Raw genomic sequence first — 25,247 nt, 5'->3', positions numbered from 1 at the left:
CATGTATTCTCCTAATTTGGGATTCAAAAAGAAACCATATGAGGTGTTCAAAAAATGAAAATACAAATTGTATTGTTTGACGGTTTTGGAGAACTTGTTTCCTTTGCACCTTTTGAAGTACTGAAAAGAGCGATAGACGAAGGAGCTCCATTTACAGTTGAACTCGTATCAAGTGAACCAAAACAAGAGGTTACTACTTCTTTTGGAGTGACGGTTACACTACATGATTTTTTACGAATGGATAATCGCCCAGATTTGTTAATTGTACCTGGTGGTGGCTGGAATCATAAAGCTGAACACGGGGCACGAAAGCAAGCAGAGATAGGTACTTTGACCAAAATGATTAGAGAGATGCACAATGAAGGAACGATTGTTGCTGGAGTTTGTACAGGGGGTATGCTACTAGCTGCTTCTGGTATATTGAATGGTAAAAAAGCGACGATGCACCATTTGGCACAGAATGAAATGAGTGAATATGAGGCGGAGATTCTATATTACAGAATTGTAGATCAAGGGGATGTTATCACTGCAAGAGGAGTCACTTCAGGAGTTGATTTGGGACTTTGGATTACGGAAAAGTTCGCAAGTTCTAAAATTGCAGCTGCTGTTGAATATAGAATGGAATATGAGCGGCGGGGTGTTATTTGGAAGTAATTTAACCGTAATCATATTTTTGCCGTAGAGCGTATTAGATATCGGAAAAGAGAAAGAGCTAACTCATACGAGTAGGTTCTTTCGTTTATATACTATATTACTAATTTTTTACAGTAACATCCTTTTTGAAAGGTCATAGAATGGATCATGTATTTTGTTTCATAATGATAATGATTTTTATTATATATTCATAAATTCGTAAGAATTAGTTTACAAATTTGCATCTAGCTTATATAATTTGACTCATATAAAAAAGTTTACCAAGGGAAACTTTTTCGTGAATTAAATTCACATTATATTTTTTGTTTAAAAGTTGCCTTTAGGCAAAAAAATTACATAAACGAAAAAAAGAAGGGGGAATACACAAAAAATGGATAAGGCTATAATTGTCAAAGATTTGTTTGTATCCTATCAAGGAAATCAAGTAGTTCAAAATGTTTCATTTGAAATTGAAAAAGGAAAACTCGTTGGAATTATTGGTCCAAATGGAGCGGGGAAATCTACTTTAATGAAAGCTGTATTAGATTTAATTCCGAACGATAAGGGATATGTTCAAATTCTTGGAGAGGGTATTCGAAGCGTTAGAAAGAGTGTCGCATATGTACCACAAAGAAGTGATATAGATTGGGATTTCCCGATTACAGTTTTAGATGTCGTGTTAATTGGAACATATCCATCTTTAGGGATGATGAAAAGACCGAAGAAAGGGGAGCGGGATTGGGCATTTGAATGTCTAAAGAAAGTCGGAATGGAAGAGTTTAAAAATCGTCAAATTGGTGAGCTTTCAGGCGGACAACAGCAACGTGTCTTTTTGGCGAGAGCTTTAGCGCAAAAGGCGGAAATATTCTTCTTAGATGAACCGTTTGTTGGAATAGATGTAACAAGTGAAGAAACCATTATTAAAATTCTTAGGGAGTTACGTAAAGAAGGAAAAACGATTGTCGTTGTTCATCATGATTTAAGTAAAGCAGAATCGTATTTTGATAAATTACTATTACTAAATAAAAGCTTAATTCATTACGGAGAAGTACGACAAGTATTAGAACCAACTGTTATGTCAAAGGCATATGTAAATCAAGGAATATTGTTTAATCATGCAGCGGGGGTACATTCATCATGAAGGTTGTAGAATTTATAGATGCATTAACGCAGTACAGTTTTCTGCAGAAGGCGTTATTAACTTCCGTTATGGTAGGAATTATTTGTGGTGTCATTGGATGTTTTATTATTTTACGAGGTATGGCATTAATGGGTGATGCGATTTCACATGCCGTTCTTCCTGGAGTAGCGCTTTCCTATATGATTGGTATGAACTATTTTATAGGAGCTGTTTTAACTGGTGTTATTACTGCGGTTGGAATTGGGTTTGTAAGTCAGAACAGTCGAATCAAACATGATATGGCGATAGGGATTATGTTCACATCTGTATTTGCTGTAGGGATTATTTTAATTACTTTTATGAAGAGTAGTTCAGATTTGTATCATATTTTATTCGGGAATGTTCTATCAGTTCGTTCTTCTGATATGTGGATGACACTTATTATCGGAGTGGTCATTATCGGGCTTGTAATGTTGTTTTACAAAGAATTACTCGTATCCACTTTTGATCCAACGATGGCGCAAAGTTACGGATTACCGAACAAATGGATTCATTATGGCTTAATGATTCTTCTTACAATGGTTACAGTCGCTTCACTTCAAACTGTAGGGATTATTCTAGTTGTCGCGATGCTTATTACACCAGCGGCTACAGCGTATTTATTAACAAATCGTTTATGGGTCATGATTTATTTAGCTGCAGGCATTGGTGCACTTTCATCTGTAGTAGGGCTATACTTTAGTTTCTCTTATAATCTTGCTTCAGGTGCGACAATTGTTCTTGCTGCAACATTCTTGTTCGCATTGGCATTCTTTTTCTCGCCGTCACAAGGTTTGTTTTGGAGAGCTATCAAAATTAGAAAAAATAGAGCAGAGTTGTCATAATTGATTGGAGGATAAAAATGAAATTTAAAAATGTTATACTTTCAATACTTTGTATTTTCGTATTTGCATTAACAGCGTGTTCTAGTAACACAAATGGAAAAGAAGAGAAAAATGGGAAATTAAAAGTTGTAACTACATACTCCATTATATATGATATGGTGAAGCAAATTGGCGGGGATAAAGTCGAGATTCATAGTCTTGTTCCGATTGGAGCTAACCCGCATGAATATGATCCACTACCAAAAGATGTTATGAAAATGACAGATGCGGATATGGTGTTTTACAATGGGTTAAACCTTGAAGAAGGTGGAGCATGGTTTAAAAAGTTACTAAAAACGGCAAATAAATCAGAAAAAGACGCACCTGTTTATAAAGTAAGTGAAGGTGTCGAGGCTATTTATTTAGAAACAAAAGGATTAGAAAAAGAGCCAGATCCACATGCATGGATGAATATTAAAAATGGTATTATATACGCTGAAAATGTGAAGAAGGCATTAATAAAAGAAGATCCTAAAAATAAAGAGTTCTATACTAAAAATGCTGACAAGTATGTAGCGGAACTTCAAAAGTTACATGATGAGACAGTGAATAGAATTCATCAAATACATGAGGGAAAACGTTTCTTAATCTCTAGTGAAGGTGCTTTTAAATACTTTGGAAAAGCGTATGACATTAAGACGGGATACATTTGGGAAATTAACTCAGAAAATCAAGGTACTCCAGATCAAATTAGAGATGTTGTAAGTGTAATTCAAACAAACAAAGTGCCAGCTTTATTTGTGGAAACAAGTGTAGATCGACGTAGCATGGAAACTGTTTCAAAAGAAACAAACGTGCCGATTGCAGGTACAATTTTTACAGACTCACTAGGTAAATCAGGTGAGGATGGAGATACTTATTTGAAAATGATGAAATGGAATATAGATACAATTATTAATGGGTTACAAAAATAAAATCTAGCTAGTGTAACTATTGAAGTTTTATAAGGTAAGAAAGAGCCAACTCATGTGAATTGGCTCTTTCTTTTATGTATTATGTTTTATTAATAATTTGGCTGAATATACCTTAGTTATATTCGTTTCGTAACAGATTCTAAAGAAGATGAAACAATATTACAAGAAGCAGCACCTTCAAAAATCTCATTAGTCCGTGAAATGAGGGGAGTTCAACATAATGGACATAAACGTTGCTTATACATGTAAAGTAAGATGTCATAAAAATGAATAAAGACTGCTAATTTTCCTGAACTTTGATTATGGAGAAATAGGGGGCATGACATGAAAGACAATACTCCTAAGAAAATTTTATTTATTCAATCAGGAATTCCTTTTTATTACCCAATGATTGAAGAAGCAATTTTGAATAGTTTACAAAAGATAAACAGCAATACAATTATGGTGAATCCAGAAGAAGCTATAAAAACAGCGTTAAAAGTGAAACCAGATTTTATTTTGGTACTAAGTGGTTTAAGCGGAGAATTTAATAGTGTTATGCCAGTTCTAAAGAATGCAGGTTTTATTACTGGACTTTGGTTGACAGATGATCCGTATTATACGGATGTAACACGAAATCTCGTTCCGTATTATGATTACATATTTACGCAAGATTTAAATTGTATCAAGTTTTATAGGGGGATAGGATGTAAGAATGTGTTTCATCTCCCTTTAGCAGCAAATCAAGATGCGCTTAAATCTTCTCTTAAAGAAGATACATATAAGTATGATCTTAGTTTTATAGGCACCGCATTTGAAAATCGAATTAATTTTGTTGATTCGATTGCAGAGTATTTAGTAGAAAAGAACATAAAAATTGTAGGGTTTGGTTGGGAGAAGTTAAAGAATTATGAAAGATTAAAGGGTAAAATACAACTCTTGCCACTTGCAAAGTATGAAGATGCGTTACAGTTTTACGTATCTACTAAAATCAATATAAATTTACATCGTTCACCAAGTGATCAGGAATTGAATTGTAACGCTGCAAATATCCAAGCATATTCAGTAAATAATAGGACGTTTGAAATTAATGCCGTAGGTTCTTTTCAATTAACTGATATACGTCCAGATATATCAAAGCATTACATACCAGGCGTTGAAATAGAAACTTTTAATAATGCACCGGAGTTTATACAAAAAGCGGAGTATTATTTGGAACATGTACAAGAAAGAAAACAAATAGCAAAAAATGGGCTGGATAGAACTTTGAAACATCACACATATGATAGACGTGTATTACAATTATTAAACTATATTAATTTCATGAGCGTGAAGATGTAGTCTAACCATTAACTGAAATGATAAGTGTTGGGTGTTTTCAAAGAGAGTTAACCCTCGTATTCTATAAAAATCATTTACGAAAAAGGGATTTGGATAATTTTGTTGAATTTATTTATTCTGAAAAAATGATTTTGCATACAAACTAATTTACATCTAATAATTAGAGGAGATTAAAAATGAATCACTTTTTTGTAGAATTTGGGGAATATAAAGCAAGTGTTTGTGAATGGGGAGATAACAGTAATCCTCAAATCATTTGTTTTTATGGTTTAGGAAGTACAAAATTAAGTTTTATAGAAATAGCGGAACTTTTAAAAGATAACTATCATATTGTATCGTTTGATCTACCTGGACATGGGAAAACACCAAGTTTTGAGAAGGATGAAGATTTCGGTGCATCCCATTTAACAAATTGGGTAGTGGCATTACTTGAGCACATAGGAAACGAAACATTTCATATAGTAGCACATTCATGGGGAGCAAGTGTTGCGCTTCACTATGCAGCAGAGCGTCCAGAAAAAGTGAATAAAATGGTGTTGTTAGATGGTGGCTATCATCATGGGAAAATGAATGCAGACTATTTTGCGAAGCTATATAAAGATGCGAAAGAAGGAGAGTGTCCACCGCGATCATTAGAAGAAGAAATCACTCATTACGAAAAAGATTTTGATGAATATATTTTTGATAGCAAAGAAGCGTTCATTCAATCAGAAAAACTGGCTTACAGTAGGTGGTCACCATTAATAGAACGAGCGGTTTATGACTTAATGCGAGAAGAAGATAGTAAAGTAAAATGGCATGCTACTGGCGATACCGCTAGAGGTGTAATTAAGTTTCAATATACGGTGTATAAAACGTTGAAATCGCATAAAATTAAAAACGATATTTTATTATTGTATTGCGATCTTCCAGATAATTATTTAGAAATAAGAGAATTACAGATTGCGGCATTTAAGAAACATATTGATATTACGACTAAGCTTTATACAGATACAGGGCATTTAATGCATTGGGATAGACCAGAAGAGATTGCTGAGGATATTTTAAATGGGTTCATATAAAGAAGGTCCGTTGTTCGAATGTGAGCAACGGATTTTCTTTTGAAAAATTTAATGTAGTTGTCATAGCCAGTTCTTTGTAAATAGACAAAATAAAACCTAGCTATAAGTTCGAAAGGTTGTAAGCCTAATATTCATGCATCTCGGCTGTACCCCATATTAGAAAAACGATATTTTGATGCAAATTTATGGTGCAAGCAAGAGCATTACAGTTCTATCACCAATTCTTTTTTTGATATAATAGATATGAAGCAGGAAATAGATAGAAAGATACTGCTAGTAATTTATACTTAAAATGTAGGGAGATTGAACAGTGTTATGGGGAATGAAAAAGAAATTAGTTCCGCTAAATTAATATGGAAGATGACGCGCCCGCATACATTAACGGCGACGTTTTCTCCTGTAATTTTAGGAACAGTAGCATCACTGTATGTTACAGAAATTCATTGGCTTTTATTTATTGCGATGATGGTTGCATGTTTAGCATTGCAAATCGCAACGAATTTATTTAATGAGTACTATGATTTCAAACGTGGATTAGATACAGCTGAGTCTGTTGGAATTGGCGGCGGAATTGTCCGTCATGGATTGAAACCAAAAAATGTGTTAACAGTTGCGCTTTTATTGTATGTACTAGCTGCACTTATTGGCATTTATATTTGCATGAATAGTAGCTGGTGGTTAGTCGTCATCGGTTTAATTGGGATGGCAGTTGGGTATTTATACACAGGTGGTCCATTACCAATTGCGTACACTCCGTTTGGAGAATTAGTTTCTGGCTTGTTAATGGGGACATGTTTTGTACTCATTGCTTTCTTTATTCAAACGAATACGATAACGACTGAAAGTGTATTGATTTCCATTCCAATTGGAATTTTAGTCGGTGCAATTAACATGTCAAATAACATCCGAGATATTGAAGAAGATATTAAAGGTGGAAGAAAGACATTAGTAATCCTCCTTGGGAGAGAAAAAGCAATAGTAACACTAGCTGTAGCCTTTTTCATTGCTTATTTATGGATTGCTGTAATTGTATTGATGGGTTATATAAGCCCTTGGGCATTAGTTATGTTCCTAGGTTTGAGAAAGCCAATCTCTGCCATTCAAAGTTTCCAAAAAGGAGCAAAGGATCCCGGATATATGCGCATCGCAATGAAATCAACAGCGATGACAAATACGATTTTCGGCTTCTTATTATCGGCAGGATTATTAATTAGTTATCTGTTTTAAATAAAAACTATTGTTAAGTGACTAAACCCCAATTTCTCGATTTTAATATAGAGAAATTGGGGTTTTTATCATTTTTAAACAAAATCGACATTATCTGCATTTTATCTTTATCCATCTCTATTAATCTATTTATTGTAAACACCGGTTGAAACTAATGATTCAGTCGAATAAAGGCTCAGCCTTATAAATAATGAATATGAAAATTAATAGGGAAAGGATCGAAAAATAATGAAAGAATCGCAAAGTAAGAAAAAAACAAGTGTAGTAACGAAGGCAATCATATCTTTAGGAGTTGTTTTAGCAACGACCTTTTTCACATTCTTTTTAATTGGGAAATGGAACTCTATCCCAGTGAAGGGAGTAGCTAATGAAAGTAGTAAACAAGTTAATACGCAACAACAAGAAAAGAAAAAGGAAACACCACCGGCAAAACAGAAAAGACCTGATGGAAAACCGGTAGGAAAAGTTGTTTATTTAACATTCGATGATGGTCCTAGCGAATTAACTGGGGAATTTTTAGATGTACTAAAAGAGCAAAATGTTGCCTCGACATTTTTTATGCAAGGTAGCAATTTACAAAATACAGGTTTTCAGGAAAACGTAAAACGAGCGGTAAAAGAAGGACATTATATTGGTGCTCATAGTATGACACATAATAGTGATAAGCTATACAAAAAAGGACAATTCGTACCGGAAATGAAAGAAACGTTAGCTCTTATCCATAATATTACGGGTACAACTCCTAAACTAGTTCGTCCGCCATATGGATCTGCACCAGGATTAAAGGGTGAGGAAATTCGTAATCAAATTGTAGAAGCAGCAATAAAAGTTTGGGATTGGACAATAGACTCAAATGATTGGAAATTAAAAGGAAACCCACAGCAAATTATAGAGAATGTAAAGCGTACAACAACAGAAGATGTGGAAGTAGTTCTAATGCATGAAAAGGCACAAACATTACAAGCTCTTCCTGAAATTATAAAATTTTATAAAGAGCAAGGGTATGAATTTGGGGTATATAATGATGAGGATCATTTTCGTCTAAATTTCCAGAAAGATCAACGTCTATAGTATAAACAGAATTATCTTGAAAAGAAGGTTTCTATTACTAAATTAACAACTAAACTAAAGTCGATTTTCTATACGATAAAGAAATCGGCTTTTTCTTTATAAAATTTTATTGTAAAACGGTATTTGAGGGCTCGTATTATTTTTTCTAAACATATTAGTTAAGATTATTCGACAATCATATTAATAATAATTAAAGTATAGAATATACACATCTTAGGGAGGGCATATATGTGAAGAAGTGGATGAAAATTGTTCTGTACTCTTTATTAGGTATTTTACTTATGGGAAGTATTACTTTTTTTGTTTGGTCTCAGTTTACTTATAAACCAACGAAAGAGGCCTTGTCGTTAGTGGATGATAAAAAAGATGAAGATAATATCGTCTTTGGAGAGAAAGAGACTAAAATAGGGGTTATTTTTTATCAAGGAGCTAAAGTAGAAGTTGAGGCTTATAGTTACTTAGGAGAAGCTCTTGCAAAAGACGGACATTTTGTAGTAATGCCTAAGTTACCATTAAACTTAGCGATACTTGGAATAAATGAGGTAGACAGTGTAATTGAAAAGTATCCTGAAGTTCAAAAATGGTATGTTGCGGGGCATTCAATGGGAGGAGCCATGATTTCTAAGTATGCCTTTCAACATGAAGAAAAGGTAGAAGGGATTATTTTCTTAGGTTCTTATCCCGCAGAGGATTTCTCTACCAAATCGATTCCGATGCTATCTATTTATGGAGAAGTAGATGCTTTAGCAACTGTAGAAAAAATAGAGAACAGTAAAAAGTTCATGTCAAAGAATACAACTATGCACATGATAAAAGGGGGAAACCATGCTAATTTTGGCATGTATGGTGAGCAAAAGGGTGATAATGCGAGTTTAATTACGGCAAAAGCACAACGAGATGAAACAGTGAAAGTAATGGAACAATGGTTATTAAAACAATGATAACAAGTTTAATAAAGTAATCGAAAGAGAGTATAAATAAAAGAAGCAACTCATACGAGTTGCTTCTTTTATTTATCTTGCATTTCCAATTATCCTTTAATCTTTTCAGAAATAACTGTATAAGAGTCAACGTGTCTTTCTTTTACATGAATTTTTATAGGCATATTTAAAAAGTTTTTGCCATTTTAATATGAAGGGCGAATATATAATGTATATTTTACGAACGCTGTACTTTACGAACAGTGTTCGTTATGTTAAAGTTAATGTGCAATTGAGAACAAACCATAAGTGTAAAAGTAAAATTGAAAAGAAGGATTGAGATTTGATAATCCAGCAAGAACGCAACAAACTAATTTTTCGTTAAAAAAGATTCTTTCAATATTAGGATCAGTTACACTCGGTATGTTTTTAATAATTTTAGATAGTACGTTAATATCATGCGTGATTATGGTACACCATACAGTGGTGCATTGAAAATCTTAAGAATAGATTATAAATTAATAAATTTAAGGAGTGTTTATTATGTCAACTTTATCTAAAGGGCAAAAACGTATTGCTATTATTGGTGGAGGTCCAGGAGGATTAATGCTTGCTCTACTTTTACAACAAAATGGTATAGAACCTGTTATCTATGAAAGAGAACTACTTGATATGAACAGTCAAAGAGGCGGTTCTCTGGATATTCACGAAGAATCCGGACAAATGGCACTTAAAGAAGCTGGTCTTTACGAGAAGTTTCAGGAAATTGCCCGCTATGAAGGTGAGGATTTCCGTCTTCTAGATAAAAACGGAAAGAGTTTTATCGATGAAATAACTGCCCCTGATGAAAAAGGGGAGCGACCTGAGATAGATCGCGGTGTGCTTTGTGACCTTTTGCTAAATGCTCTTGATAAAAGCTGTATTAAATACGGATATAAGTTAGAAAAAGCTGTTTCACTTGAAAACGGTATGACACAACTTCATTTTGAAAATGGATTTGTCGATACAGTTCATGGTCTTGTTGGGGCAGACGGGGCATTTTCACGTGTTCGTCCTTTGCTAACGAATACCGATATTGAGTATACAGGTCTAACTTTCTTTGAACTTAATATACGAAATGTGGCTGAGAATCATCCAGACTTATCCGAATTCAACAGACGTGGTAAAGTATTCGCTTTAGGTGATAATAAGGGAATTCTTGCTCAACTAAATGGGGACGGTCGCATTAAAGTATATGCTAGTCTAAAAGTTGAAAAAGACTGGACGGAAAAAAATGATATTTGTACAGATAAACCTATAGAAGCGAAAGCTAAATTATTAGAGTTATTTCATGATTGGGATGAAAAATTAAAGAAATACATCCATTATGCTGAAGATTCAATTATACAAAGACGAATTTATATGCTCCCAATTCATTTCAAGTGGAAACGTAATCCGAGTGTTACTCTAATTGGAGATGCAGCTCATGTAATGTCACCATTTGCAGGTGAAGGCGTTAACTTAGCAATGTTTGATGCATTGAATCTAGCTCTTGCAATCATCCGAAATAAAGATTTTGCTAGTGCAATTGAAGAATACGAAGAAAAAATGTATGCTTATTCATCTGAAAAAGCACAGGAGTCATATGATAATTTGGAATTAAGTTTCTCTGATGATGCAGCTGCTAAACTTGCAGACTTAATGAATTCATTCCATGAGAAATACAATACTGATTTTGCAAATTGATAATATATTTACTAATATATTCGGCCATGATATAAAGTAATTATGGAAAATTCAAATCGAAAAATAATTAGTCGCAGAGATCGACCAGCTAAAGAGCCGCTAAGTCATGAACTCATCGTAAAAACTGCTTATGAACTTCTTAAAGAGCAGGGTATTGCAGGTATGAGCATGCGTAAGGTGGCAAAAGAACTGGATACTGGTCCATCTTCATTGTATGTTTATGTTAAAAATTTTCAAGAATTAAGTTCATTGGTATTGGATTATGGCCTTGGTCAATTGGTATTACCTGAACAAAAGCAAGACTCATGGAAGGAAAATTTAATTGGGGCGCTAAGTGCATATTTTTTATTACTATACGAGGAACCTGGTATCGCTGAACTTACTTTCTCATCTATTCCGAAGGGGACAAACATTCTTAAGTTGACAGAGTACATTCTTGCAACACTGCAGGAGGGTGGAATTCATTCTAAATCTGCAGCATGGGGAGTAGATCTTTTATTACTATACGTTTCTTCAGTAGCATATGAACATACTTCTAGGAAAAAGCATGGGACTATGCAAATATCTGATATAAAAGAAACATTCCAAAATGTGGACCCGGCTCTCTTTCCGATTCTTTTCAGTCTAGGAGATGAGATGTTCTCCGGAGATATGAAGTCTATGGAGCGTTTTCACTGGGGACTTGAAGTGTTATTGCACGGTATTCAACATTTCAATAAATAAAGACCAAATTTTAAGAGGGCGGGAAAGAAAAATCCCTATTAAGTATGCATATAACCGTTATTATTATTTCTTTATTCTCCAAGGGCATTGCTAGTTTAGTGAAAAAGGACTCTTATATATTAAGAGTCCTTTTTATATAATTGCTATCATTTTTTATGTATATCCAGATCTTGAATGGATCAATTCACATGAAATAACCTTATTTGGGTATAAATATTAAAAAATTGAAGGAGTTTAATATGAAAAAAATAAGCTGAATTAAATCGGTTTATTTTTTAGTTATTCACTATGTTCAATTGACCTCTTACTTTCTCCGGAATATCCTCTTCAGAAATAATATCGTAAGAATACACATACTTTCCTTTTACATGAATTCTCAAGTAAGTTTTTCTTATAAAATCATTAGGAGTGTTCGTTCCTACTATATATTCTTTCTCATTCCTTAATTCATCAACACCTTTTAGTGAGTAAATAGACCGGTCTTTATACTGATAATCTGTAATACCATAACCCTTCGCAACGGCGTATACATTTTTTTCTTCAGCAATCGGATTAAATTTGTCTAAATCCCCGCGTAATATGAAGGGTAGTAAGTATATAGGAAGACCTATGCCTATTATGCAAATTACAAATTTCTTCATGAGTGTTTCTCCTTTTGTTGAATTAATTATCTTTAAGTATAGGGAAAAATTCTTATGAATTTAGAAGTAAATTTCTTAAGTTTTTCTTAAATAGGTTTTTGAAGGAGGGATAACATTGTATGGTTATTCTCTCGGGTAAATCGTATTATTTTTTATGTATATTTTCGTGGGTTTTATGAAAAGCGAACCATTTCTGGATAAATTATGATATCTTTCTTTATAGATATATTTTGAAATATGATTTTGTGAATTAATTATGAATATATTTTATTTTCGAAAACATCTCTTGATAAATACACAGAATTATTGTAAAGTGGTGATAATTAAAATGTATATTGTTTGAAAGCGATGAAAGGAAATAGTAACAAATATTCTTTCTTTTAGAGAGTCGGTGGATGGTGTAAACCGATAGAAAGAACTTGTGAATCCGTCCTTGAGCGAAATGTGGAACACTTCAATGCGAAGTTAGTAATCGTTTCCGGCTAAAAGCCGTTAATAATTTAAGTGGAGGGCGTATATTTTTGCGTTTTCAACTAGGGTGGCAACGCGGGTTAACTCTCGTCCCTTTTATAGGGACGGGAGTTTTTTGTATTTTATCTAGTTAAATTCCTAGTTTTAAAAAAATTAGTTACTTAATTAAGGGGGAAATGAAACATGTTAGATGTAAAAGTATTACGTACAAATTTGGAAGAAACAAAGAAAAAATTACTTTATCGTGGTGGAGAGTTTTTGGAATTAGATAAATTCGAGGAATTAGATCAAAAGCGTCGTGAACTGTTAGTGGGGGTAGAAGAGTTAAAAAATAGACGTAATGAAGTATCTGAACATATTGCGAATTTAAAGCGTGAAAAACAAGATGCTAATGAACTTATTAATGAAATGCGTGAAGTAGGAGAAAATATTAAAACGTTAGATGATGAGTTACGTTATGTAGAAGAAGAGTTAAATACAATATTGCTAGCATTACCTAATCTACCTAATGAGGCAGTGCCTGTTGGAGCATCAGAAGATGATAATGTCGAAATACGCAAGTGGGGAGAAATAAATGAATTTTCATTTGAAGCAAAACCACATTGGGAAGTTGCTGAAAAGTTAGGATTACTAGATTTTGAGCGTGCAGCGAAAGTAACGGGAAGCCGCTTCGTCTATTACAATGGGTTAGGGGCACGTTTGGAGCGAGCGGTAGCTAATTTTATGTTAGATTTACATGTTGAAGAACATGGATATACAGAAGTGATTCCACCATTTATCGTAAATAGTGATAGTTTATTAGGGACGGGACAATTCCCGAAATTTAAAGAAGATGTATTCACATTAGAGGACACCGATTACTCTTTAATTCCAACGGCAGAAGTACCGTTAGCAAACTATTATCGTGATGAAATTTTAAATGGTGAAGATTTACCTATTAATTTTACAGCGCATACTCCATGTTTTCGTTCTGAAGCTGGTAGTGCAGGACGTGATACGAGAGGGTTAATTCGTCAGCACCAATTTAGTAAAGTTGAAATGGTTAAATATACAAAACCTGAAGATTCATACGATGAGTTAGAAAAGTTAATAGCAAATGCCGAAAGGGTACTGCAATTGTTACAATTACCTTATCGGGTGATTGTATTATGTACTGCGGATATGGCATTTCCAGCTGCAAAAACATATGACATTGAAGTTTGGTTACCAAGTTATGGCGTATATCGTGAAATTTCTTCTTGCTCAAACTGTGAAGATTTCCAGGCGCGCCGTGCAAGTATACGTTTCCGTCGTACACAAGGTGCAAAACCGGAACTGGTGCACACATTAAATGGTTCTGGATTAGCCATAGGTCGTACAGTAGCGGCTATTTTAGAGAATTACCAACAAGAAGACGGTTCAGTTATAATCCCGGAAGTATTGCGTTCATATATGAAAGGAATAGAAGTTATAAAATAAGAAAGACATTGATTTGAGAAAAGATTTTAAGGAATAAAGAATTATTTAATTAGATGAAAATTGAGAAAGCTTTTTTTAGATGAGTATATATCAAGATTAAATGATTTTACTGTGTGAGTATTTTTTCATAATAAATATAAAAGAGTAAGGAGATATTGTTAATGAACAATCAATATAAATTAATAGAAGAATTTAATAATGCGGAATTTGATAAAAGTTTAAAATGGCTTTCTCCACCTAAAGATTGGGAGGTTAATAGTAATAAATCGAAGTTAATAATCAAAACGGATAAAGAGACAGATTTCTGGCAAAAAACACACTATGAATTTCAAGCAGATAATGGCCATTTTTTATACTATGAACTAAATGGAGACTTTAGATTGATTACGAAAGTAAAATCTAAACCAGCAAATAGATATGATCAAGCTGGTTTAATGGTTCGATTTTCAAAAGATAATTGGTTAAAGGCGTCTGTTGAGTATATACCTGATGACAATAGTAAACTAGGTGTTGTTGTAACAAAGAATGGATATTCTGATTGGTCTAGTCAAGAGTTTTTAGGAGATTTAAATTCTCTTTATTATCGCATAACAAGAAGGGGGAATAATTATTATGTTGATTATTCATTAGACGGGACAGTATGGAAACAAATAAGAATGGCGCATCTTTTTGAGGAAAAAGATTATATGAAAGTTGGCATTTATGCTTGCAGTCCACAAGGAGATGGGTATGAAGCAGAGTTTGAATGTATTAAGATTGAAAGTATAGATGATAATACAAAAGTTTATTAAAAGTGTAAAGTTTTTTTGGATTGTCTATAGTCATTTGTTAAAAAATAAATCTGTAAAATTGGGTACCTAAAAATATTAGTTGACTAGTTTGTTATAAAAAAAAGGAATGAACAATATGAACGTAATTGAAAATACAACAGTGCATTGTAGTGGCGCTCACTTATCATACATGAAAGCATTTTCCTATGCTTGGTCTTTAATAAAGAGAGGTTAAAACACCTGTATAAAACTTTTCAGTTAAGTGATATCTATATATGTAACTAGTAAAAAAGAGTGAGCTGTATTTTAGCTCACTCCTTTTTATGTCGTAATGTCCGGATATTTATAGTGATTTTTCATTTGATACAAATTCTTCTAGTCTATATTACACAACTTTTGATTACTTATTTTTTACTCATCTATAACAGTTTTTATTGTGGGATACGTTTTAATAAGATTTTTACGGATAAATATGTGTTGCGCAATGTTAATGGTGAGATTAACTTTAGCATTTGAATAATAAGGACAATCCCTTAAGGTTTCTTAAACATTTAAAAGTACGGTTATTTTAAATGGAATTTTCATAAAAATACCTTTAAAAAGAACAAACGTTCTCTCGTTAGGAGTTATAGCCTTGTATGATTATTTTTTTTTACCGAATCGTATTATTCTTTGTGTAGATTTTCGTAGCTTTTATGCAAGCATATCATGTATTAAAAAAGGGACTTGATCCACGATATACAAAATTAGCTGGCGTAGGGGATGTAATATTAGCAGCAATACTGCCATTGAAAGCGTTATGGATTAAGAAGATGGCAAGACGTTATATTGATGTTTTTTAGAGCTAAATTTTAATTCATAACCATATCACAGGTCATTTTAATTTCCCTCAAAAAAAGAAATTTGTTTTTTTAGAGATTGGATAAAGGAGAGGAAAATCCGTTCTTGTATGAATTGGCTAACAGTAGCTACAGGTTCAATAGGGAAATTTAAACTAACATTCATAAAGATAGTATCGGATCATTACTCGATTGAATTGAAATTATAAATTTGGTGACATTTAAAAGCCACGAAACGTCTTCATACCAGCGTTTCGTGGTTTTTTTGAACTATTCATGTACATATTTTTATACATTGTCCCCTAACTTTTACAGACTTACTTGAAATTACATTAAGCTTTATTCAGCCGGCGCTTGATTAGCGTCCATTTCTACAAATTCACTAAATTCATCTCCCCAATCACAGATGGCAGTTACTACGCGTTCTAGGCGACGACCTACTTCACTAAGTTCATACTCAACCTTTGGGGGGACTATAGGATATACACATCTAGTAATTATTTTATCTTCTTCTAACTCCCTTAATTGTCTGATTAACATGCGCTGATTCACATCAGGAAGTTTTTTTTGTATTTCACTTAATCTTAAAGGTGAACGTTGTAACAAACACCATATAATTGCTATTTTCCAACGCCCTCCTATTACAGATAAAGCTAAATCTTTTCCAGTGAAAAATTCCTTGTCCTTATAATGAATAACCAAAATTTTTGACCTTCCTTTCGTAAAAAATGTTTATAGTGACAAATTTGTCAGTATTGTAATTAAAATTATAAAGTGTAATCTTAGTGGTGTAAACAATAGAAAAAGAAAGTAGGGATTCAGTTGAAAAGTAGAGCTGCTGTTGCATTTAAGTCAGGAGAACCACTTCAAATCGTAGAAATCGATGTAGAAGAGCCAAAAGCAAAGGAGGTATTAGTTAAAATACTATATACTTCCGTCTGTCATACAGATGCTTTTACATTATCAGGTGACGATCCAGAAGGAGTATTTCCTGCTGTACTAGGTCATGAAGGTGCCGGTGTTGTCGTTTCAGTAGGTGATGAAGTTACTTCAGTAAAACCTGGTGATCATGTTATTCCACTATATACACCTGAATGCGGAGAATGTAAATTCTGTCGTTCTGGTAAAACAAACTTATGTAGTGCTGTACGAGAAACACAAGGTAAAGGCTTAATGCCTGATGGAACAACTCGATTCTCTTATAACGGAGAACCACTATATCATTACATGGGAACTAGTACATTCAGTGAATATACAGTTGTGAATGAAATTAACTTAGCGAAAATCGACGAAAACGCTCCGTTAGATAAAGTTGCCTTATTAGGGTGTGGTGTAACGACAGGTATTGGTGCTGTACACAACACTGCAAAAGTTGAAGAAGGAGCTGTGACAGCTGTATTTGGTTTAGGAGCGATTGGATTAGCTGCTATTCAAGGACTAGTTCAAGCGAAAGCAAGCCGAATTATTGCAGTTGATCTAAATCCTCAAAAATGGGAACTAGCTAAAAAAATGGGAGCGACTGATTTTGTGAACCCTGCAGATTATGATCGCCCAATTCAAGAAGTTATAGTCGAAATGACAGATGGAGGCGTGGATTATAGTTTTGAATGTATTGGTAATGTTGAAGTAATGAAGTCAGCTCTTGAAGCATGTCATAAAGGTTGGGGCGAAAGTATTATTATTGGTGTAGCTGGTGCTGGTAAAGAGATTCATACTCGTCCATTCCAATTAGTAACGGGCCGAGTATGGCGTGGATCAGCCTTTGGTGGAGTTAAAGGAAGATCAGAGCTTCCAGAAATGGTTGCAAATTATATGCAGGGTGATATTGATTTAGATTCATTTATTACTCATCATTTAGAATTTAAAGATATCAATGAGGCATTTGATTTATTACACAAAGGTGAATCCATTCGTACGATTTTAACTTATGGAGAGTGAGAGAATGAGTCTTACATGTATTGAACAACATCGTTCTTTCGGCGGAGAGCAACGTAAATATAGTCATTATTCAGAAGTTTTGCAATGTGATATGAAATTTAGTATCTACTTACCATCAAATAAAGAAAAGAAAAAAATCCCGCTTATATGGTGGTTATCTGGTTTAACTTGTACAGATGATAATTTTAGTCAAAAAAGTGGATTCCAACGTTTGGCTGAAAAGCATCAAGTTGCAGTAATCATGCCAGATACTTCACCGCGTGGAGAACACGTTTCAGATGTTGCAGCATGGGATCTTGGACAAGGAGCAGGTTTTTATGTAAATGCTACCGAGGAACCTTGGGCAAATCATTATAAAATGTATTCCTATATAGTAGATGAATTAACATCCATTGCATTGACTATCGTACCTAATTTTTCAGGTGAAGAAAGCATAATGGGGCATTCAATGGGAGGACATGGGGCGTTAGTGATTGGTTTGAAAAATGCTAAGAGATTCAAAGCGATTTCTGCTTTCTCGCCAATCCTAACCCCTAGTCAAGTCCCATGGGGAATACATGCTTTCACCTCTTATTTAGGTGAAGACAAAGATTCTTGGAAACAATGGGATGCTTCAGAATTAATTAAAGAAGATACGATTCCACCTATTCTTATTCTGCAAGGTAGTCAAGACGAGTTTTATCCAAAACAATTGGCAGAGCATATTTTCTTAGAGAATGCTCAAAAAAATAGTCAAATGGTAACTTATAAAAAAATGGAGGGCTATGATCATAGCTACTTCTTTATTGCTACTTTCTTACATGAGCATTTCTCTTTCCATATGAAATATTTAAGATGATTCATATTTACAAGCAAAATATAGTAACAAAAGTATCCGCATGTAGGGGTGTGGGTACTTTTGATTGTTATATTTTGTCGTGTTTTATCGTCTGTAAAACAATTAAATGAGGGGGAAGAGTTTATGTGTATGAAAAAAATACTATTTAATTACGGTGTTAAACGATCCTTATTAAAAGCTCGTTATGGAATTGAAAAGGAAAATCGCCAAGTTGACTTAGTTGAGAGTTTGACTGAAACGTCTAAATCCATTTCATATATTCAGTTTAATGCTAAAACAGTAGAAGACATGATTAATAACTTAGCAGCTATCCACGAAATCCCTTCTCTTTCTGTGGATAAGAATAAAATGCTTTGGCCATTAATATCCAAATGCTGAATGTAAAAAATAGCTATAACTTTGGCGATTTCTATATCAAATATTTGAGTTGATGGGGGGTACCGTTTATATGGAAATGAAAAAAATGTTAAACAATGACCGTATTAAACCATATGTATTAAAAGCACGTTTTGGCGTTGAAAAAGAAAGTCAACGAGTGGATCTATCAGGAAGTTTAGCTAAAACAGAACATCCCAATAGTATTTCAGTAAGAGATGACCATCCTTATATTCAGCGGGATTTCTCTGAAACACAGATGGAACTAATCACACCAGTTACCGAGACACTAGAAGATTTATTTAATTATTTAGCAGCTATTCATGATGTTGCCTATCGTTCTATGGGCGTTACCGAAATGCTTTGGCCATTAAGTATGCCACCACAGTTGCCCGAAAAAGAAGAAGATATTATGATTGCGAAACTTAATAATCATGAAAATGTTTTATATCGCCGATATTTATCTAATTCTTATGGTCGACGAAAACAAATGATTAGTGGTATTCATTTCAATTTTGAATTTAGCGATGATTTAATTCAGGTATTATTTGAATTACAATCAGAAATAAAAGATTATCATCAATTTAAAACAGAAATTTATTTGAAAGTCACAAGGAATTATTTACACTATCGATGGCTAATAACGTATTTCTTCGGTGCTTCTCCTAGTAGTGAAAAGAATTTCTTTGAAAAAAATCCTTTAAATGGCGCCGTAAGAAGCATTAGAAATAGTAAATATGGTTATAGCAATGAAAACGATGTTCAAGTATCCTATAGTAGTTTACAAAACTATATATCTGATCTTTCTTCGTTAGTGCGTAAAGGGGTTTTATTAGAGGAAAAAGAATTTTATGCATCTGTCCGTTTAAGGGGCGGCCCAAAAGTCTCAGATTTAAATAATCAGGGTATTCGTTATATGGAATTAAGAAACCTAGATTTAAATCCTTTTGAAACATATGGAATTAGCCATGAACAAGCAGAATTTCTGCACCTTTTCCTCATCTATTTACTCTGGATTGACCAAGATGATCATAATGATGAATGGGTAAAAATCGGTGATATTCAAAATAATTTAGTGGCTCTTGAACATCCTTTAGAACATACGCAATTTAAAACAGATGCTGAGCGTATTGTTGATGAGATGGAACATGTAACAGAGTTGTTAGACATAACGGTTTCGAATACATTATTTGTTAACTTAAGAGAAATGCTAACAGATCCAAGTAAGACTTTAGCTGGACGACTTTATAAAGAGATTATAAAAAGTAGTCAAAGACAGGTAGCTTCCCGTATTGCTAAAGAAAATTATAAAAAATCATGGGATAAACCGTATCAGCTATCAGGATTTACTGACATGGAGTTATCTACACAAATTTTAATGTTTGATGCTATTCAACAAGGAATACAAGTAGACGTTTTAGATCGACAAGATCAATTTTTAAGACTAAAGCTAGGAAGTCATGTTGAATATGTGAAGAATGGGAATATGACTAGTAAAGATAGTTATATATCACCATTAATTATGGAAAATAAAACAGTAACAAAGAAAATTCTTCAACAACATGGATTTCGTGTGCCGATAGGCGAGGAATTTAACGATATAGAAAAAGCTTTACGTTCCTATGATTTATTTGCAAGAAAGCCTTTTGTTGTAAAACCAAAAACAACAAATTATGGATTAGGAATATCTATCTTTAAAGAAGACGGAACAAGTTACGAAGACTATCAAAAAGCACTCACATTAGCATTTAAAGAAGACTCATCCGTATTAATAGAAGAATTTGTTTATGGAACAGAATATCGATTTTTTGTTCTAGATGACAAGGTTCATGCTGTTTTATTACGAATTCCTGCTAATGTTGTAGGGGACGGTACACATACGATTGAAGAATTGGTTCTTCAAAAAAACTTGGATTCATTAAGAGGAATGGACCATAGGACACCTTTAGAAAGTATACAATTAGGTGAATTGGAGCTCTTAATGCTTAAAGCTCAAGGGTACCGAAAAAATTCAATTCCAATAAGTGGCGAAATTGTATTTCTGCGAGAAAATTCTAATGTCAGTACAGGTGGAGATTCAATCGATGTGACAGATCAAATTCCCGATGATTATAAGAAACTAGCTATAGATGCGGTAGCTGCACTTGGAGCTAATATTAGCGGTATAGATTTGATTATTGAAAACACAGAAATCCCTGCAGCAAATAAAAACGCTTATGGAATTATTGAGGCAAACTTTAATCCATCAATGTACATGCATATATATCCGTATAAAGGAAAGTCTAGACGTTTAACTATGTATGTACTACATTATTTATTCCCTGAATTGTTAGTTGGTAGTTAAATTTAATTAAAAAGGTCCTTAGTTATGTCTAGGGCACTGAAAAAGTTCTTATAGTTTAAAAAGCGAAAGCTTCCTCGATTTTATCGAGGAAGCTTTCGCTTTTTTCATGTATAATGATTGAACTAATTCTAGGTGGTGTCTCATTCCTTGTATAACATTTTAAAAAATTGAATTTACACTAGGTAAGGTTGAAAGGAGTTATATATGTCAGATAGAGCCCAACTAAAATGTTATTTAACGAGTATAAATACATAATTTCTATAATTGAAAGAGAAATAAAAGTATTTGAAGGTAAAGATGAACTTTACAAACTATGGATGGAAGATAAAGTTATTGATACTGTAAAATTTGTTGATTTAGGTTTAGCATTATAAGTTCAAAGTGAATTAATTGCAAGATTGTTCTTGATTAGTATTCAGTTCGTTGTGGAAAAATATAGATTGTGCAATTTTATTTATAGAGAAAGTAATGGGAATTGAGGGAGTAAAAAGATAATAGAGCTTAGATTTGCAATAATAAATGTTTTTTTATTAGATAATTACGTTACCAATAATCGAGATGTTTGCGGATACATTTATTTTTGGGATACATAATTATATTTAGAGAATACCCAGTTACAGTATTTGAATTTTTAATAAGAAGGGATGCGAAGGAATGAACTCACAGAGACAAGGCTATACAGGCTGGTGGCAAGGCGGACACGGTGGTTGGCCAGGTGGACACGGTGGTTGGCAAGGTGGACACGGTGGTTGGCAAGGTGGACACGGTGGTTGGCCGGGCGGACACGGTGGTTGGCAAGGTGGACACGGTGGTTGGCAAGGCGGACATGGATATTAAAAAGATACTATAAAATCATTCTTTTATGCAAAGTTTGTATATTTTCATTTGTATAGTAAGGATATAGTGAAAACAGCAAAAAAAACCTGTGAAGTAAGGATTCTATCTGTAAAATTAAAGCAGTGGAAATGTCAAAAGAACAAAAGACACAGCTTTTTATTATTTAAGGAGAAAGAGACTATCAAGTTCAATCGAAAATCGAAATCCCTCTTTGGAAAGAACAACTAGAAGAACGAGATAACATTGATTATCGACTATATTCAAAGTTAAATCTCTTATTTATAGAAGGACATGGAGAAATAAGTAAACCGGATGAATATTATAATTCTGCTAATATCCCTGAGTATGTTATAAATGATATTGCTGCTTGGGTGCAAGGAAGATTGCAATTAAATTAGCAACCATATGTTTTAATAAAGACTTTCTTTCTGTAATCAAAATAGAAACATTTTTATTAGGTTATATGTTTTTTAAAAGCACTCTTTGAAAAGGAGTGTTTTTTTATTTTTCTTTTGATTTAATTACCGAAAAAAGTATCTTGTACTCCTTTTGTAACTTTTTCTAAATAGAATTTTTCTATAAAATAAGGGGCTTTCCTTTTAAATAAATTGTTATTTGTAACACTGCTATCAAAGGAAAGTGCTCGTGACATCTCTTTAATATTCAAAAACATTAATAACCTATTGTGTGAAATTTTTCGGAAATTTAGGTTTAACATCTTTAAATTGGAAGCCAAGTATTTGACGACATCACCAATCAATCTGAATATGAATCTAAATTATAATAACGACCGAAATGGAGTTCGTTGAATAGATGTGCCAAATTATGTAGCTTCTTTTCCCCATATAATAAATTCTTTATAAGAAAGGATAAAAAATGCTTGTATAGAGGAAATGTTTAAAATTAAAAATAGCTAGTATATAGGAGGTCTTCCTTTTAACAGAATAAGACCTCCTATGCTATTTATTTTGTAATTTAGTTGCTCTAAAAACTTTTCCTCAAAGACATGAATACCTACATGCAAATTACATATTACGGATATTATTCGATCAAAAATAAAACTATTCAGAAAGGAAGAATAATATGGAATGCATAAAAATGCCGAAATGGAGTTGGTATCATGTGAGAACTAGTGAGCTTGAAAGACTTTCTTCTACAATCCCTCGTGATGTAACATTTTATTTCTCTCAATTTGTAAAGAAAATAAGTTCTCCTTGTGAAAATGGATTATATGTTTATACGTTATCACCAAGTCAGACTTGTGTATATGGTTCGTTTTTATATGATCAAAATAAAAGGACGCCAAAATTCAAAATTTTCTTCATTATTTCGTAGCTCATGGAATACTGATAACGTTTCAGGAAAAAGAGGAAGAGGACTTTCAGAAATTAATACATAATGCCTCTTCTAGTGCAAAAAATTGTAATAGTTCCGCTGAAGGATTATGTGCTATCTTATCAATGTTTATATCTCACTATTTGCGAAAGGTTGACTATTTCGAAAACAATTTTAGAAATGTATTATGGGATTTTTATCATCATAATACCATAGCAGTTTTAGAAAGAATTTATCATATTCGTCATGAACTATTTATGAACACACATGTGTTTCGCCTAATACAAGAAGTGTTACAAGGCCTGAAAGAAGCTTGGTTAGAAAACTTAGCAAACACCCTTTGTTATAAACAAACATACGTAAAATTAGAGCGTGGATTACAATTTGTTAAAGAGTACCAAGAAGAATTGGACACGATGATTCATTTACAAGAAGTTGTTTCTTCTCATCGTGGGAATGAAATTATGAAAGCTCTTACTGTATTAACTGCTGTAAGTACGCCTTTGACGGCCTTAGGAGCATTGTGGGGGATGAATTTTAAATATATGCCTGAACTAGAATAAAAATATAGCTATTTAATTGCTCTCTTATTTATTATTTTCACAACAGGAGGTATGTATATGCGATTTAAAGGATGGACAGGTGATTTATTATGAGTAAAGAAAAAGAAATCTTTTTTTAAATCCAATTAATCTTGTTTATAAAAAATGTGATAGATATTAACCATAGATATATGGTTAGTAATATTTATTAATTGAGGTAGTATTATATCCCCATCAAGTTAAAGTTTTGATGTCCCCGCAATGATAAAAATGGTGAATCTTTGTTTAAAAACTATATCATACATGTGTAGACTCACCATGTAAGATTTGTCCAAATACTATTTAGAATATGACAAAAGAGAACTTGCGTTAGAAAACAAGCTCTCTTTAAAAGAAATAACGTAATTGAGATACTTATATATTAACAATTGTTTTCTTCTAATTCCATATGCCTTATGTTGAGAAATAAATTATAAGTGGCTTGATAAAGCTAAAATGAATTATTGACATAATATTTTGACGATAATATAATGAATCTCGAATTCAAGATAAGTTGTAAAGGATTGGTAATTATGAGCGTGATTAACGATGAGAGCTTATCTTTAAAGTTATTTGTTATATTATCAAGGGAATTACAGTCAATCACTAAACGTATTGAAAAGGATATAAAAATTTATGGACTTAATCCAACTGAATTTGCAGTGCTTAAGCTACTATACAGTAAAGGCGACCAGCCTATACAAAAACTTGGAGACCAAAATATTACTTGCAAGTAGAAGTATCACGTATGTAGTGGATAGGTTGGAAAAGAAGAGGTGAAAACCATGTCCTAAAGACCGCCGTGTCACGTATGCATCAATTACTTCAGAAGGTATTGAATTGGTGACACTAATTTTTCCTCAGCATAAAGAGGGGATTCGGCAAATATTTGGTAGTTTGGACTATATTGAGAAAAAAATGATAATCGAAAAGTTGAAAAAATTAGGGTATTATGCACTAGAACTATAAATTTTTAGAAATATATCTCTAATTAGTAACGTCCTAATTAAATATAATTTAAATAAATAGGAGGAAAAATTAATAAATGGTAGTAAACTTATTGTAATACAAAATGAATAAAACGTGTAATTTCGATTGGTATAGTATGAAATAAAGTTGTTATGTTAACGTATACATATCGTCCTTTTCATTATAAATCTTTCATAAAGCGGAGAGTGGGTAT

General features: G+C 33.1%; 21 protein-coding genes, 4 pseudogenes and 1 other annotated feature. Of the genes and pseudogenes, 22 read left to right on the top strand and 3 right to left on the bottom strand.

What is annotated here, in order from left to right:
* Window positions 1-54 precede the first annotated feature (54 nt).
* The 11 genes from KZZ19_RS15295 to KZZ19_RS15245 all read left to right on the top strand — a co-directional run bounded on the left by KZZ19_RS15295 (window position 55) and on the right by KZZ19_RS15245 (window position 11,637).
* Complete coding sequence (locus KZZ19_RS15295; protein ID WP_237982213.1) at window positions 55-654, top strand: DJ-1/PfpI family protein; 600 nt, start codon at window positions 55-57, stop codon at window positions 652-654.
* Between the two features lie 370 nt (window positions 655-1,024).
* On the top strand, window positions 1,025-1,774 hold the full coding sequence (locus tag KZZ19_RS15290) for a metal ABC transporter ATP-binding protein (protein WP_237982212.1): 750 nt from the start codon (window positions 1,025-1,027) through the stop codon (window positions 1,772-1,774).
* Window positions 1,771-2,637 carry a metal ABC transporter permease gene (locus KZZ19_RS15285; RefSeq protein WP_237982211.1) on the top strand — a complete coding sequence of 289 codons (867 nt, stop codon included), beginning with the start codon at window positions 1,771-1,773 and terminating at the stop codon, window positions 2,635-2,637. The genes KZZ19_RS15290 and KZZ19_RS15285 overlap by 4 nt, the downstream gene beginning before the upstream one ends.
* Window positions 2,638-2,654: 17 nt before the next feature.
* On the top strand, window positions 2,655-3,590 hold the full coding sequence (mntA, locus tag KZZ19_RS15280) for a manganese ABC transporter substrate-binding protein/adhesin MntA (protein WP_237982210.1): 936 nt from the start codon (window positions 2,655-2,657) through the stop codon (window positions 3,588-3,590).
* Between the two features lie 324 nt (window positions 3,591-3,914).
* Complete coding sequence (locus tag KZZ19_RS15275; protein WP_237982209.1) at window positions 3,915-4,910, top strand: CgeB family protein; 996 nt, start codon at window positions 3,915-3,917, stop codon at window positions 4,908-4,910.
* A gap of 176 nt (window positions 4,911-5,086) precedes the next feature.
* On the top strand, window positions 5,087-5,971 hold the full coding sequence (locus KZZ19_RS15270; RefSeq protein WP_237982208.1) for an alpha/beta fold hydrolase: 885 nt from the start codon (window positions 5,087-5,089) through the stop codon (window positions 5,969-5,971).
* A gap of 315 nt (window positions 5,972-6,286) precedes the next feature.
* Window positions 6,287-7,198, top strand: a complete 912-nt coding sequence (menA, locus tag KZZ19_RS15265; protein ID WP_237982207.1) for a 1,4-dihydroxy-2-naphthoate polyprenyltransferase — start codon at window positions 6,287-6,289, stop codon at window positions 7,196-7,198.
* A gap of 228 nt (window positions 7,199-7,426) precedes the next feature.
* On the top strand, window positions 7,427-8,269 hold the full coding sequence (locus tag KZZ19_RS15260) for a polysaccharide deacetylase family protein (RefSeq protein ID WP_226545216.1): 843 nt from the start codon (window positions 7,427-7,429) through the stop codon (window positions 8,267-8,269).
* 230 nt (window positions 8,270-8,499) lie between these two features.
* Window positions 8,500-9,210 carry an alpha/beta hydrolase gene (locus KZZ19_RS15255; RefSeq protein WP_226545217.1) on the top strand — a complete coding sequence of 237 codons (711 nt, stop codon included), beginning with the start codon at window positions 8,500-8,502 and terminating at the stop codon, window positions 9,208-9,210.
* 522 nt (window positions 9,211-9,732) lie between these two features.
* Window positions 9,733-10,914 carry an FAD-dependent oxidoreductase gene (locus tag KZZ19_RS15250; RefSeq protein WP_226545218.1) on the top strand — a complete coding sequence of 394 codons (1,182 nt, stop codon included), beginning with the start codon at window positions 9,733-9,735 and terminating at the stop codon, window positions 10,912-10,914.
* A gap of 42 nt (window positions 10,915-10,956) precedes the next feature.
* Entirely contained in the window at window positions 10,957-11,637 is a 681-nt protein-coding gene (locus KZZ19_RS15245) for a TetR/AcrR family transcriptional regulator (RefSeq protein WP_176535838.1), read from the top strand.
* A gap of 275 nt (window positions 11,638-11,912) precedes the next feature.
* Here the strand turns inward: KZZ19_RS15245 and KZZ19_RS15240 are convergent, their stop codons facing one another.
* Window positions 11,913-12,278, bottom strand: coding sequence for a YxeA family protein (locus tag KZZ19_RS15240; protein WP_237982206.1), 366 nt, complete (start codon window positions 12,276-12,278; stop codon window positions 11,913-11,915).
* A 339-nt stretch (window positions 12,279-12,617) separates the two neighbouring features.
* Window positions 12,618-12,847 (top strand) — a binding site (T-box leader).
* 85 nt (window positions 12,848-12,932) lie between these two features.
* Here KZZ19_RS15240 and serS point away from each other — a divergent pair.
* From serS to KZZ19_RS15225, 3 genes and pseudogenes are all read left to right on the top strand, one after another.
* The gene (gene serS, locus KZZ19_RS15235; protein WP_237982205.1) at window positions 12,933-14,207 is read left to right on the top strand and encodes a serine--tRNA ligase; all 1,275 of its coding nucleotides are present in this window, start codon (window positions 12,933-12,935) and stop codon (window positions 14,205-14,207) included.
* 161 nt (window positions 14,208-14,368) lie between these two features.
* Window positions 14,369-14,998, top strand: coding sequence for a DUF1349 domain-containing protein (locus KZZ19_RS15230; RefSeq protein WP_237982204.1), 630 nt, complete (start codon window positions 14,369-14,371; stop codon window positions 14,996-14,998).
* 613 nt (window positions 14,999-15,611) lie between these two features.
* Window positions 15,612-15,804: pseudogene (locus KZZ19_RS15225) on the top strand (DNA repair protein); the annotation flags it as partial.
* Between the two features lie 351 nt (window positions 15,805-16,155).
* Here the strand turns inward: KZZ19_RS15225 and KZZ19_RS15220 are convergent.
* Window positions 16,156-16,518, bottom strand: a complete 363-nt coding sequence (locus tag KZZ19_RS15220; protein ID WP_088096899.1) for a winged helix-turn-helix transcriptional regulator — start codon at window positions 16,516-16,518, stop codon at window positions 16,156-16,158.
* A gap of 120 nt (window positions 16,519-16,638) precedes the next feature.
* Between KZZ19_RS15220 and KZZ19_RS15215 the strand changes: the two genes are divergently transcribed.
* From KZZ19_RS15215 to KZZ19_RS15190, 6 genes and pseudogenes are all read left to right on the top strand, one after another.
* A complete protein-coding gene (locus KZZ19_RS15215; protein ID WP_088096898.1) occupies window positions 16,639-17,754 on the top strand; it encodes an S-(hydroxymethyl)glutathione dehydrogenase/class III alcohol dehydrogenase in 1,116 nt (371 codons plus the stop codon).
* Window positions 17,755-17,758: 4 nt separating this feature from the next.
* Window positions 17,759-18,592: an S-formylglutathione hydrolase gene (gene fghA / locus KZZ19_RS15210; RefSeq protein ID WP_237982203.1), complete on the top strand. Its 834-nt coding sequence runs from the start codon at window positions 17,759-17,761 to the stop codon at window positions 18,590-18,592.
* 123 nt (window positions 18,593-18,715) lie between these two features.
* Window positions 18,716-18,970: a UDP-N-acetylmuramoylalanyl-D-glutamate--2,6-diaminopimelate ligase gene (locus KZZ19_RS15205; protein ID WP_237982202.1), complete on the top strand. Its 255-nt coding sequence runs from the start codon at window positions 18,716-18,718 to the stop codon at window positions 18,968-18,970.
* Window positions 18,971-19,040: 70 nt separating this feature from the next.
* Entirely contained in the window at window positions 19,041-21,311 is a 2,271-nt protein-coding gene (gene gshAB, locus KZZ19_RS15200; RefSeq protein ID WP_237982201.1) for a bifunctional glutamate--cysteine ligase GshA/glutathione synthetase GshB, read from the top strand.
* A 654-nt stretch (window positions 21,312-21,965) separates the two neighbouring features.
* On the top strand, window positions 21,966-22,148 hold the full coding sequence (locus KZZ19_RS15195; RefSeq protein WP_348637996.1) for a hypothetical protein: 183 nt from the start codon (window positions 21,966-21,968) through the stop codon (window positions 22,146-22,148).
* Between the two features lie 98 nt (window positions 22,149-22,246).
* A pseudogene (locus KZZ19_RS15190) lies at window positions 22,247-22,546 on the top strand (alpha/beta hydrolase); the annotation flags it as partial.
* Window positions 22,547-22,665: 119 nt separating this feature from the next.
* Here KZZ19_RS15190 and KZZ19_RS15185 read toward each other — a convergent pair.
* The gene (locus tag KZZ19_RS15185; RefSeq protein WP_237982199.1) at window positions 22,666-22,821 is read right to left on the bottom strand and encodes an acyl dehydratase; all 156 of its coding nucleotides are present in this window, start codon (window positions 22,819-22,821) and stop codon (window positions 22,666-22,668) included.
* A 410-nt stretch (window positions 22,822-23,231) separates the two neighbouring features.
* On the opposite strand from KZZ19_RS15185, the pseudogene KZZ19_RS15180 reads away from it, so the two are divergent.
* Window positions 23,232-24,139 (top strand): annotated as a pseudogene (locus KZZ19_RS15180) (magnesium transporter CorA family protein).
* A gap of 458 nt (window positions 24,140-24,597) precedes the next feature.
* Window positions 24,598-25,033, top strand: a pseudogene (locus KZZ19_RS15175) (MarR family winged helix-turn-helix transcriptional regulator).
* Window positions 25,034-25,247: the final 214 nt, after the last annotated feature.

The sequence above is a fragment of the Bacillus thuringiensis genome (assembly GCF_022095615.2).
In the GTDB taxonomy this organism is placed as follows: domain Bacteria; phylum Bacillota; class Bacilli; order Bacillales; family Bacillaceae_G; genus Bacillus_A; species Bacillus_A cereus_AG.
Note: the sequence above shows the minus strand (reverse complement) of the source record. Positions and strands in the feature narration are given on the sequence as shown.

Coding starts and splice junctions, on each gene's coding strand:
- gshAB (WP_237982201.1), top strand. CDS start 19,041: ATGGAAATGAAAAAAATGTTAAACAATGACCGTATTAAACCATATGTA.
- KZZ19_RS15205 (WP_237982202.1), top strand. CDS start 18,716: ATGTGTATGAAAAAAATACTATTTAATTACGGTGTTAAACGATCCTTA.
- serS (WP_237982205.1), top strand. CDS start 12,933: ATGTTAGATGTAAAAGTATTACGTACAAATTTGGAAGAAACAAAGAAA.
- KZZ19_RS15185 (WP_237982199.1), bottom strand. CDS start 22,821: ATGTTTTTGAATATTAAAGAGATGTCACGAGCACTTTCCTTTGATAGC.
- menA (WP_237982207.1), top strand. CDS start 6,287: ATGGGGAATGAAAAAGAAATTAGTTCCGCTAAATTAATATGGAAGATG.
- KZZ19_RS15250 (WP_226545218.1), top strand. CDS start 9,733: ATGTCAACTTTATCTAAAGGGCAAAAACGTATTGCTATTATTGGTGGA.
- fghA (WP_237982203.1), top strand. CDS start 17,759: ATGAGTCTTACATGTATTGAACAACATCGTTCTTTCGGCGGAGAGCAA.
- KZZ19_RS15195 (WP_348637996.1), top strand. CDS start 21,966: ATGAACTCACAGAGACAAGGCTATACAGGCTGGTGGCAAGGCGGACAC.
- KZZ19_RS15290 (WP_237982212.1), top strand. CDS start 1,025: ATGGATAAGGCTATAATTGTCAAAGATTTGTTTGTATCCTATCAAGGA.
- KZZ19_RS15275 (WP_237982209.1), top strand. CDS start 3,915: ATGAAAGACAATACTCCTAAGAAAATTTTATTTATTCAATCAGGAATT.
- KZZ19_RS15230 (WP_237982204.1), top strand. CDS start 14,369: ATGAACAATCAATATAAATTAATAGAAGAATTTAATAATGCGGAATTT.
- KZZ19_RS15245 (WP_176535838.1), top strand. CDS start 10,957: ATGGAAAATTCAAATCGAAAAATAATTAGTCGCAGAGATCGACCAGCT.
- KZZ19_RS15285 (WP_237982211.1), top strand. CDS start 1,771: ATGAAGGTTGTAGAATTTATAGATGCATTAACGCAGTACAGTTTTCTG.
- KZZ19_RS15270 (WP_237982208.1), top strand. CDS start 5,087: ATGAATCACTTTTTTGTAGAATTTGGGGAATATAAAGCAAGTGTTTGT.
- KZZ19_RS15240 (WP_237982206.1), bottom strand. CDS start 12,278: ATGAAGAAATTTGTAATTTGCATAATAGGCATAGGTCTTCCTATATAC.
- KZZ19_RS15295 (WP_237982213.1), top strand. CDS start 55: ATGAAAATACAAATTGTATTGTTTGACGGTTTTGGAGAACTTGTTTCC.
- KZZ19_RS15260 (WP_226545216.1), top strand. CDS start 7,427: ATGAAAGAATCGCAAAGTAAGAAAAAAACAAGTGTAGTAACGAAGGCA.
- mntA (WP_237982210.1), top strand. CDS start 2,655: ATGAAATTTAAAAATGTTATACTTTCAATACTTTGTATTTTCGTATTT.